Genomic DNA, 9,933 nt, shown 5'->3' on the forward strand with positions numbered 1-9,933 from the left:
CACGCGGCGCTGTGGGTTGGTGGCGGCCCAGCCGATCTGCGCCGCTTTGGCGTTTTCGACAGCGGCGCGCAGTTCCTGAGCCGAGGCCAGCGCCACGGTGGCGCGCACCGAGCCGTCCATCGGCTGCAGAACGTCCTGCTTGCGTCCGCTGGTGCCGGCGACATGCTTGCCGCCGATGAAATGACCGTAGTCGACCATTGCTTCTCTCCCAATTCTTTGTTGATGGCCCATTGTCCCGCTTAACGCGCRCCTTTGCAACGCGAGCGCGAACGCAACCGTTGTGCGCGAAATAAACAACAACGGGAGTTTGAATGCGATTTCATGCATAGTAGGGTGCATGGGCTGCCGCGCCAACCTGCGCTTGAGGGATGGAAACAACCAATGAACTGGGATGACGTCCGAATTTTTCTCGCCGTCGCGCGCACCGGCCAGATTCTCGGCGCGGCGCGGCGCCTCGAACTCAACCACGCAACGGTTTCGCGCCGCGTAGCGGCACTCGAAGAGGCGTTGAAGACCAAGCTGTTCCGACGGCTGACCACCGGCAGCGAATTGACGCCTACCGGCGAGCGTTTTCTCGAAGTCGCCGAGCGCATGGAGGCCGACATGTTGACCGCCCGGGCCGAAATCTCGGGCGAAGGCGACGAGGTTTCGGGCACTGTGCGCATCGGCGCACCCGACGGCTTTGGCGTTGCCTTCCTGGCACAGCGCCTGGGTACGCTCACCGCACAGCACGCCGATCTGCGCATCCAGTTGGTGCCTGTTCCAAGGACCTTTTCGCTGTCGCGGCGCGAAGCCGACATCGCCATCACCACCGAGCGGCCGAGCGAAGGCCGGCTGGTGGCGGCGAAACTCGTCGACTATTCGCTCGGCCTGTTTGCCTCGCGCTCTTATGCCGAGGCGCATGGCCTGCCGTCGTCGCGCGACGAGCTTTCCGCACATCGCCTGATCGGTTACGTGCCGGATCTCGTCGTCAGCCMCTCGCTCGACTACGCCGCCGAGTTCAGCCCCACTTGGGAATCCGCCTTTTCGATTTCGTCCGCACTCGGGCAGGTCGAGGCGGTGCGCTCAGGCGCCGGCATCGGTATCCTGCACACCTTCATTGCCCGCACCATTTCTGAGATCGTGCCGGTGACAGCGATCGCGCCGATCCGCCGTGCCTACTGGCTGGTCTACCACGAATCCGTCCGCCCACTGCGCCGCATCCAGACGGTTGCGGGCTTCATCACCAAGTCGGTGGAGCGCGAACGAGYGCTGTTTATCTAATCCCCTTCCGACAATCTCGCACATCCGCTAACACTGGCGTTTCATGCGAGGATACCGATTTGCTGCCCCGCCCCTACGCGGAATTGCTGCGCAAGGCCCGGCGTGCCACTCGGCGCGCCGACGAGGCCGAGGACCTGCTGCAGACGGTCCTTGTGGCAGCGGTCGAAGCCGGGCGCACCGACCTGTCGAAGATCGAAAACCGGCGTTGGCTGGAGGGCGCGTTGCGGCGCCGCGCAACTTTTGATGCGCGTTCGGCAGTCCGGCGGAGAAAACGTGAGGCGCCATTCGCCGTCGGCAGTTGCGAACCAACCGACCGCGACCCCGTGCCGGTTCGCTTCGTCGCGACCTTGCCGCCCAGCCTGCGCACGACGACGCTTCTGGCCCTGACCGGACACACACGACAGGAAATCGCCTGGCTGCAACGCCTTGCCGACCCGGCACTTCGCCAGCGCATCGCCGAGATCCGGCGCCGCTGGCTGGCCTTTGGCGGCACTCCGCTTGCGGAAATTCCCGGCCTTGCCGGCGCGCTCGCCTTCGGCAACATCAGGCGCTCCTTGCTCGCCATGGCAAGGCAACCGGGTACACTCCTCGCAAGCCACGACCCCGACGGGCATCTTTTTGTGATTGGCACCTCACAAAACCATGYCGCACGGCAACCTAGCAGACGTGCAACYGAAATCACGGAGTGACCAAATGTTCGGCAAATGCAAACTCGGCAACATCTGCTACTACGTCTCGGATATCGACAAGACCGAGGCCTTTTACCGCGATGTCATGGAGCTGGATGTCCAGCGCATGGATGGCGACGGAGAGGGCGAAGGCGATTGGCTGATCGCAAGCACCGCCAACGGCGTCGACCTGATTTTCTTCCAGATGGAATCGCGGCCCGGCAACTCCCCGATCATCGTCTTCGAGATTGCTGACGGCGGTATCGACGACATCGTCTCGTCGCTGGCCGGCAAAGGCGTGACCATTGTCACCCCGGTCAGTCATGCGCCAGGCGGCTGGTCGTCCGAATTCGCCGATCCTGACGGCCACACGATCTCGATGTACCAGTCGGCGGAAGCTCCGCGGTCGCTGAAGGCGGCTTGAACAGCTCAACCCCAATAACGCTCGGGGCCAAGTCCGCTGGCGTCGATCTCCGGCTCGCGGCCGGAGWTCATGTCGGCGAGGATTTTCCCCGAGCCGCAGGCCATGGTCCAGCCAAGCATGCCGTGGCCGGTGTTGATGAACAGGTTCGGCAATTTCGTCCTGCCTAAGATCGGCGGACCGTCCGGTGTCATCGGCTGCAGACCGCACCAGAAATGCGCGTCGCGCAAGCTTCCCGCACCGTCAAACAGCTGTCGCAGCGACCGTTCGAGCGGCGCACGGCGCGATTCATCCAAGGTCAGATCGAAACCCGACATTTCCATCGTGCCGCCGACACGGATACGGCCGCCCAGCCGCGTAATGGCGACCTTGTAGGTTTCGTCGATGACAGTCGAAACCGGCGCGCGGTCGGCATCAGCGATCGGCATGGTCAGCGAATAGCCCTTGAGCGGATACACCGGCACGCGCTGGTGCAGCTTGCGCATGAAGCGTTCGGAATAGCTGCCGGCTGCCATCACAAAGGCGTCGGCATTGGCAATGCCATCGTCCGAAACGACCTGATGAACGCGCCCGCCCGCATGTTCCAGTGAGTAGACACGCTTGCCGAACCGGAAAATCACGCCGCGTTCGCTGCACAGTTCGACCAGACGTTCGGTGAAAAGCCGGCAGTCGCCGGTTTCGTCATCCGGCATTCGCAGGCCGCCAACTATGTTCTGGCGTGCACCGGCAAGGCCTGGTTCGGCCGCGATACAGCCCGAAGCGTCGAGGATCTCGTAGGGCACCTCGAACTTGTCGAGCACGGAGGCGTCGGAGCCGATGCCGTCGAGCTGCTCCTGGGTGCGAAACAGCTGCAGCGTGCCATGGCTGAGTTCGTCGTAGGAAATGTCGGTGCCTTCGCGTAGCACGCGCAACATATCGCGGCTGTATTCGGCCAGCGCCATCATCAGTGCCTTGTTCGCCTGATAACGTTCTGCTGTGCAGTTGCGCAGCATCCTGGCCAGCCACATCCACATCTTGGGATCGAATTTCGGCCGGAAGGAAAGTGGCCCATCCTTCATGGCGAGCCATTTCAGAGCCTTGAGCGGCATGCCGGGTGCCCCCATTGGCGAGGCATAGCCGGACGAAATCTCGCCCGAATTGGCATAGCTGGTCTCTTGAGACGGCCCCTTCTGGCGGTCGTAGACGACCACCTCGTGCCCTGCTTCGGCAAGATAATAGGCGGTCGTCACTCCGATGACGCCGCCGCCGACGACTATGACCTTCATTGCGCCCCCAAGTGCGTGACCCCGAAAGGGAGCACGCACAAACTCACAGGCGGCGCCCGTCAGGCCGCCGAAGGGCCTGGGTCATCGCCATTTCCCAAGGTGTGCCGGATTTTTCTTGGCACGCCAAGGGACTGCGGCTCATCGGAACTGAATACCAGTACCGGGAAGCGGCGGCCGGTTGCCTCGGCATCGCCTTCCGGCGTGGTGATTCCGGGACGCGCGGCCTCGGGCTGATAGTGGATCTCGTCGACACGAATGGTTTCGGTCGAGCCGCGGCCGCAGTCGACCACGATCGACTGACCTTTGCGCAGGCCGAGCAAAGCCAGCCCGCGTGGCACGGTGATCGGGATGATCTGGCCCACCATGCCGTCCATGGGCCCATGCGCGACAATGCGGGTATGTGGCGCGCCGCCATCGACGCTGAATGTCACGCGGCTGTTCAGCGTGACCACGTCGGCATCGGCTTCGTTTGAAAACACCACATGCGCCGAAGCCAGTTTGCGGCGCAAAAGGGCGACAAGCGGGCCACCCGACCAGGCCAGGCGGTCAAGCATCGTTTTGACGATGGCGAAATCCTTGGTCGTCAGCTGACATTTGGACATGGCATAGCTCCACAAGTGCTAGGCTTTGCCCGGCACTGGCATGGTTCGAAAATCGGGCTGCTGTTGAAGCTCGCGCCCGTCAATTGGCGTCTTCGCGTGGCACTTCGACCGTGATGATCTCGAGTTCGAGACGACGGCCGTCACGCGAGGTCCAGGCGACCGACTGGCCTTCACGAAGGCCGATCAGGGCAGCACCCACCGGCGTCAGGATCGAGACCTTGCCTTCGGCGATGTCGGCCTTGCCTGGATAGACAAGCGTCACCGTCTTGACCTCGCCGTCGCCGCTGCGGAACGTCACGGTCGAGCCCATGCGGATCACATTGGCCGGGATGCGGCTCAGCGGCTTGATCTTGGCCCGCTCCATTTCGGAAAGCAGTTCCTCGGCAATGCCCGGCAGGCGTTCGAGACTGGATTCGGCCAAGCCGGTCAGCCTGGCATAGTCGTTTTCGCTCACCACGATCTCGTGTTCGCGACGTTGCTTGATGTTCTGGCGCAATGGAAGCCTCATAGATTATCGTCCGGCCGGCGCATCAAAAAGGCGCGCGACCGGTCCGTCCGCGGAACGGACGTGCCCAAATGGAGCCCGAACCGCTACGCGGCCCCGGTGCTCATGATTTCATGCGTTGAAAAAAAATCGGCCCCAAGGGCTCGGAAGTCGCATAGCGACCGAGCCGGGGCTAGTATCCCGCGATGGGGCAGACCCGAAATAGGGCAAAGCTGCCGATATGAGCGATGGTGCACATGGCTGAAGAGTCGCCGACCCTGCCTTGCTTGTCAAGGGCGGCGGCCGGAGGGGCTATTTCACCAGATGCCTGAACGCAGCGACAACGTCATCATAGACCCTGCGTTTGAACGGCACGATCAGCTCTGGCAACTCGACCATCGGCTTCCAGGCCCAGCGGTCGAACTCGGCAGAATGGCCGCCGGGAGGCGGGTCGATGGCGATCTCGTTCTCCTCGCCCTCGAAGCGGAATGCGAACCATTTTTGCGTCTGGCCGCGATACTTGCCCTTGAAGGCGACGCCCAAGAGATGCGGCGGCAGGTCGTAATTGATCCAGCCGGGTGCCTCGGCAARCAACGTGACGCTGCGCATGCCGGTTTCCTCGTAGAGCTCGCGCATGGCAGCCGGAAAAGGCTCCTCGCCCTTGTCGATGCCGCCTTGCGGCATCTGCCACAACTGGTCGGTATCAGACAATTCGCTGTCTGGTTCAGCGATCCGCCGCCCAGCCCAGACCAGCCCTTTGGTGTTCAGCACCATGATGCCGACGCAAGGCCGGTAAGGCAGGTCTTCTGGCGCGGTCCTGGTCTTCGACATCAGTCACTGTCCTCGTTCGGGGTCGCTCGCGACAGCCGAGATCGGCACGATCTCGATGCCTCGCTTTCGCGCCTCGCTTGCCCATGATGTCACGGCATCCACCGTGACGTCGAATGCATTGCCTGTGCCGATGGCAAAACCCTTGGCGCGCGCGGTCCGCTCCAGCTCGTCGAGCTTGTTGAGGATCGCGCCGCGATCCTGGACCGCATCGATGATGGTATCTCCAGCCGCGAACGGCACGCCGTTCTTCAGCGCCTGTTCGGGTGCCAGGCTGCGCGCCGACGAGCCATCATCGACATAACCGATGCCGCGCTTGCCGAGCTCGGCCATCATCGCGCCCATCGCTTCTGGGCTCGCCGAGAAACGCGCGCCCATATAGTTCATGACAGCGGTGTAATTGGTCGTCCGCGACAGCGTCCAGCGCAGGTTCTTCAGGTTTTCGTCGGCACTTGCATCGACGGTCAGCGTGTTGCGGCCGGGATTGACGTTGGGAAAATCGAACGGCTCGAGCGGCACCTGCATGACGATCTCATGGCCCTCGCGCCGTGCCGCCTGCATCCAGCGGCCAAGGCTGTTGCCCTGCGGCGCAAAGCCAAGCGTGACCTCCGGCGGCAACTTGCCGATCGCCTGTTGCGTTCCCGTCTGCGACAGGCCGAGCCCGCCGATGACGATCGCCACCCGCGCGCCCCGCGCACCCGACCAGGCACGTGCGTATACGTCAAATGGACGTCGTCCGTCGGCCGCCCGTATCGGCAGCGGCCCACTCGCGCTGTCTTCGATCAGCGCCTTTTCGGGCAGATGGGCGATACGCAGGTTTTGCCCGACAGCGGACGGATCGCGGATCACAACGACCCCGTCCTCGCCCACCGGCGGATTGACATGGATGATCGCCGGGCCGCTCGCGTTTGGTGCGGTCTCCGGCTTCGGCTTGGCTACAGGCTGGGCGGGTGCTGCAACGGTCTCCGGTGTTGAAACCGCAACGACTTCCGGCGTGCGGAAAGGTTTTTGGCCAAGCGCGATCGACGCCGACGCAGCAACGACCGCCGCAGCGCACAGGCCAGCGATCAATGGTCCCTTGCGCAGCTGGGCAAACCGCTTGCCAGCGGGGCGGCGTGCAGCCTGCCCAAGCGGACGGTCGATTTCTTTTTCGATCTGCACCACCCCGCGCTCTCAGCCAGCTCCCCGAATCAAACTGCCGGAACCTTGCGGCCCCGGCAGCTTTGCATTGCCTCGATCAAGCAACCAGCCCCGTGGGCCGGCGACGACCTGATTTACTGCTGGTTCATCACAGCCTTGTCAGGGTTGGGCGGGAACGACGGGTCGGTCTTCTGCCCGCGCAGCAGCTCAAGCGCATAGTTGAGCTGCAGGTCGTCCTTCGGCTCCGGCGGCACATAGGCTGCCGAGCCCGAACCCTTGTCGCTCTCTTCCACGCCCTTGATGTGGCCCTTGAGCTCGGATTCGCCACGTGTGACGTCGCGACCCTGCAGATCAGCCGGCAACGGCTGGTCGACCTTGATGTCAGGCGAGATGCCCTTGCCCTGGATCGACTTGCCCGACGGCGTGTAATAGAGCGCCGTCGTCAGCCTGAGCGCACCATTCTCGGCCAGCGGGATGATGGTCTGCACCGAACCCTTGCCGAAGGACTGCGTGCCCACAACGGTTGCGCGGCGCAGGTCCTGCAGCGCACCGGCGACGATTTCCGACGCGCTCGCCGAACCGCCATTGATCAGCACGACCAGCGGCTTGCCGTCGATGTCGTCGCCTGGACGGGCGTCGAAGCGGGTGATGTCCTTCGGATCGCGGCCGCGGGTCGAAACGATCTCGCCACGGTCAAGGAAGGTGTCGGAGACGCTGACCGCCTGGTCGAGCAAGCCACCCGGGTTCAGGCGCAGGTCGAGCACGTAGCCCTTGAGTTTGTCCTCGGGGATCTGCTTCTTGATCTCGGCGATCGCATTTTGCAGGTCATCGAAGGTCTTCTCGGTGAACGAGGTGATCTTCATGTAGCCGACATCGTTGTCGACGCGGAACTTGACCGCCTTGACCTTGATGACGTCGCGCATGATCGAAAGCTCGATCGGCTTGTCGGCACCCTGGCGCAGGATCGTCAGCTTGATCGGCGTGTTGATCAGGCCACGCATCTTTTCGACCGCGTCGTTCAGCGTCAGGCCGCGAACTTCCTCACCGTCGATCTTGGAGATGTAATCCCCGGCCAGAACGCCAGCCTTGGCTGCGGGCGTGTCATCGATCGGAGTGATGACCTTGACCAGTTCGTTTTCCATCGTCACCTCGATGCCGAGGCCGCCGAATTCGCCCTTGGTCTGGACGCGCATGTCCTTGGCGGCTTCAGCGTTGAGATATGACGAATGCGGATCAAGCGAGGTCAGCATGCCATTAATGGCGTTTTCGATCAGCGACTTCTCGTCCGGCGGGGTCACATACTGGCCCCGCACGCGTTCGAAGATATCGCCGAAGATAGCAAGCTGGCGGTAGGTCTCTGAGCCCGCCGCGTTCGCTGTTGAGCCGGGTGCACCGTACACCAGGCTCATCGCTGAGGCTCCCATCAACGCCCCGGCAAGCAGAAGCGACAGTTTACGCATCATTTATGTCCTTCCAGAGGTGCGGTCCGCCCACCATGGGGTCGGATCGACGGGTTTTCCATCCTTGCGGAACTCGACATAGAGTTCCGGCGTCGCATTCGCATTTTCCGAAGCTGAGGTGCTCGCCACCCTCGCCTCACCCATCGCACCGATCGGCTCGCCTGCTAGTACGGACTGACCCGGCGCGACGCTGATTCTGCTCATCCCCGCCAAGACGACATGATAGCCGTCGCCGGCATTGAGGATCAAGAGTTGACCATAGGAGCGGAAAGGCCCCGCATAAAGAACACTTCCATCCGCCGGAGCCGTGACGATGGCGCCCGATTGTGTCGCAACCATGTCCCCAAGCATGGTTCCGCCTATGCCGTCGGCGGCGCCGAAGCGGCGTTTTATGCGCCCGGTGACCGGCAGCGCGACCTGTCCCTGCAGCAGAGAAAACGGTGCGGAAGCAATAAGTTGGTTGGCTTCCGGCACGACTGGCACGACAGGTTCGTTGGCGGCCTTAGCAGCCTCCTCCGCAGCCACCCGCGCGGCCTCCGCATCGGCTGTCTTCTTCGCCGCCTGCGCATCGAGTGCTGCGATCAATTCTTTGAGACTGTCGGCTCGCGCCGCCAGTTCGGCAGATTTTTTTGTTTCTTCGGCCAAAGCCGTCTCGGATTCGCCCCGTAGACGGCTCTTGGCTTCGAGCAGCAGATCGAGTCGCGCCTTCTCGCCGGCCTGGGCCGTCATCGCCGTGGTCAGGCGGTCGCGCTCGGCCTCGATCGAGGCAACCACCCGCGACAGCTCCTTGAGATCGGCCATCAATATGTCGGTCTCCGAGCGCAACTCGGGCACCACCGCACCCAACAGGATCGCGCTGCGGATCGACGACAGCGCATCCTCCGGCTTGACCAGGATCGCCGGCGGCGGATTGAGGCCCATGCGTTGCAGCGCGCCCAGCACCTCGGCCAGCACGCCGCGGCGCATGTTGAGCGAGGTGCGGATGCCCGCCTCCTGCTCCTTGAGCCCTTCGAGCTTGCCGGCAATGTCTTCGATGTCCTGGCCGAGCTTGCGTTCGGTCTTTGCGGACTGGATCAGCGCAGCGGTGATCGAGGCGTGGTCCTTCTTCACCTGCGCGATTTCAGYCGCCAGCTTTTCGCGGCGCTCGGCCGACAGCTCGATGTCGCGCGCGACACTTTCGTAAACGGACCGCGTCTGGTCGGGGTTCGGCAGCGGCGGTCCCACCTGGGAGGAAGCTGTTCCGCAGGCAAGCGTGATCATGCCCGCCGCGACAATGCCGCGGCACGGCGATAGCCACGCCTTCACTGGAGAGTTCCGCGCCATGCGATGATCCGGTTGTATGTCTGCGACCTTAGTGGCGGCATCGTTAACGAACCATCAACCATGTTTGTTGGGCACGACCGCGAGCGGACATTTGCCCGGCCATTTTGTCGAATTCCGGGCGTTCACGCGCGATGATAGGGATGTCCCGACAAAATGGTCGCGGCCCGGTAGAGCTGCTCGCCGAGCATGATGCGCACCATCTGGTGCGGCCAGGTCGCGGCACCAAAGGAAATCAGCAGCTGTGCTTCGTTGCGCAGCGCCACATCATGGCCGTCGGGCCCGCCAATGCCGATCATCAACGCCCGCTGGCCGCCATCGCGCAGCGAAGCGATCTTGTCGGCAAACTGTTGTGAGGAGAGATTCTTGCCGCGCTCGTCGAGCAGGATCAGCGCGGCTCCGGGCGCCATTTGGGCACGTAGCCTGTCGGCTTCCTCGCGCCGACGCTCGTCGACATTTTGCGCGCGGCTTTCAGCGATCTC

Annotated in this window: 12 protein-coding genes; 3 read left to right on the forward strand and 9 right to left on the reverse strand. The window is 63.2% G+C overall.

The features are described 5' to 3' along the window. A partial coding sequence (locus AC1DWF_RS27145; protein WP_476842263.1) for an aldehyde dehydrogenase family protein occupies positions 1-198 on the reverse strand: 198 nt, incomplete at its 3' end. Between the two features lie 183 nt (positions 199-381). Here AC1DWF_RS27145 and AC1DWF_RS27150 point away from each other — a divergent pair. Genes AC1DWF_RS27150 through AC1DWF_RS27160 form a run of 3 tightly spaced genes read left to right on the forward strand, consistent with a single transcriptional unit; the run spans position 382 to position 2,355 of the window. After that, positions 382-1,263 carry a LysR family transcriptional regulator gene (locus AC1DWF_RS27150; protein ID WP_476842264.1) on the forward strand — a complete coding sequence of 294 codons (882 nt, stop codon included), beginning with the start codon at positions 382-384 and terminating at the stop codon, positions 1,261-1,263. A 59-nt stretch (positions 1,264-1,322) separates the two neighbouring features. Then, a complete protein-coding gene (locus AC1DWF_RS27155) occupies positions 1,323-1,952 on the forward strand; it encodes a transcriptional regulator (RefSeq protein WP_476842265.1) in 630 nt (209 codons plus the stop codon). A 4-nt stretch (positions 1,953-1,956) separates the two neighbouring features. Then, a complete protein-coding gene (locus tag AC1DWF_RS27160) occupies positions 1,957-2,355 on the forward strand; it encodes a VOC family protein (RefSeq protein ID WP_476785445.1) in 399 nt (132 codons plus the stop codon). A gap of 5 nt (positions 2,356-2,360) precedes the next feature. Here AC1DWF_RS27160 and AC1DWF_RS27165 read toward each other — a convergent pair whose 3' ends face one another. The 8 genes from AC1DWF_RS27165 to rlmH all read right to left on the reverse strand — a co-directional run. Beyond that, entirely contained in the window at positions 2,361-3,617 is a 1,257-nt protein-coding gene (locus AC1DWF_RS27165; RefSeq protein WP_476842266.1) for a D-amino acid dehydrogenase, read from the reverse strand. 59 nt (positions 3,618-3,676) lie between these two features. Next, positions 3,677-4,219: a GreA/GreB family elongation factor gene (locus AC1DWF_RS27170; RefSeq protein ID WP_476785447.1), complete on the reverse strand. Its 543-nt coding sequence runs from the start codon at positions 4,217-4,219 to the stop codon at positions 3,677-3,679. Between the two features lie 79 nt (positions 4,220-4,298). Beyond that, entirely contained in the window at positions 4,299-4,727 is a 429-nt protein-coding gene (rnk, locus tag AC1DWF_RS27175; RefSeq protein ID WP_476785448.1) for a nucleoside diphosphate kinase regulator, read from the reverse strand. A gap of 288 nt (positions 4,728-5,015) precedes the next feature. Beyond that, positions 5,016-5,534 (reverse strand): RNA pyrophosphohydrolase, encoded by a 519-nt coding sequence (locus AC1DWF_RS27180; protein WP_476842267.1) that lies wholly within the window; start codon positions 5,532-5,534, stop codon positions 5,016-5,018. Between the two features lie 3 nt (positions 5,535-5,537). Continuing rightward, positions 5,538-6,692: a divergent polysaccharide deacetylase family protein gene (locus AC1DWF_RS27185; protein ID WP_476787788.1), complete on the reverse strand. Its 1,155-nt coding sequence runs from the start codon at positions 6,690-6,692 to the stop codon at positions 5,538-5,540. A 113-nt stretch (positions 6,693-6,805) separates the two neighbouring features. Further along, entirely contained in the window at positions 6,806-8,134 is a 1,329-nt protein-coding gene (locus AC1DWF_RS27190; protein WP_476784006.1) for a S41 family peptidase, read from the reverse strand. Further along, positions 8,135-9,454 carry a murein hydrolase activator EnvC family protein gene (locus tag AC1DWF_RS27195; protein WP_476842268.1) on the reverse strand — a complete coding sequence of 440 codons (1,320 nt, stop codon included), beginning with the start codon at positions 9,452-9,454 and terminating at the stop codon, positions 8,135-8,137. 122 nt (positions 9,455-9,576) lie between these two features. Next, positions 9,577-9,933 (reverse strand): 23S rRNA (pseudouridine(1915)-N(3))-methyltransferase RlmH (rlmH, locus tag AC1DWF_RS27200; RefSeq protein WP_476842269.1); only part of this gene is annotated, 357 nt, incomplete at its 5' end.

Source organism: Aminobacter sp. P4_D5 (genome assembly GCF_056401815.1).

Bases quoted from the DNA above. Each gene is read 5' to 3' on its own strand.
- AC1DWF_RS27170 (WP_476785447.1), bottom strand. From the start codon at position 4,219: ATGTCCAAATGTCAGCTGACGACCAAGGATTTCGCCATCGTCAAAACG.
- AC1DWF_RS27190 (WP_476784006.1), bottom strand. From the start codon at position 8,134: ATGATGCGTAAACTGTCGCTTCTGCTTGCCGGGGCGTTGATGGGAGCC.
- rnk (WP_476785448.1), bottom strand. From the start codon at position 4,727: ATGAGGCTTCCATTGCGCCAGAACATCAAGCAACGTCGCGAACACGAG.
- AC1DWF_RS27160 (WP_476785445.1), top strand. From the start codon at position 1,957: ATGTTCGGCAAATGCAAACTCGGCAACATCTGCTACTACGTCTCGGAT.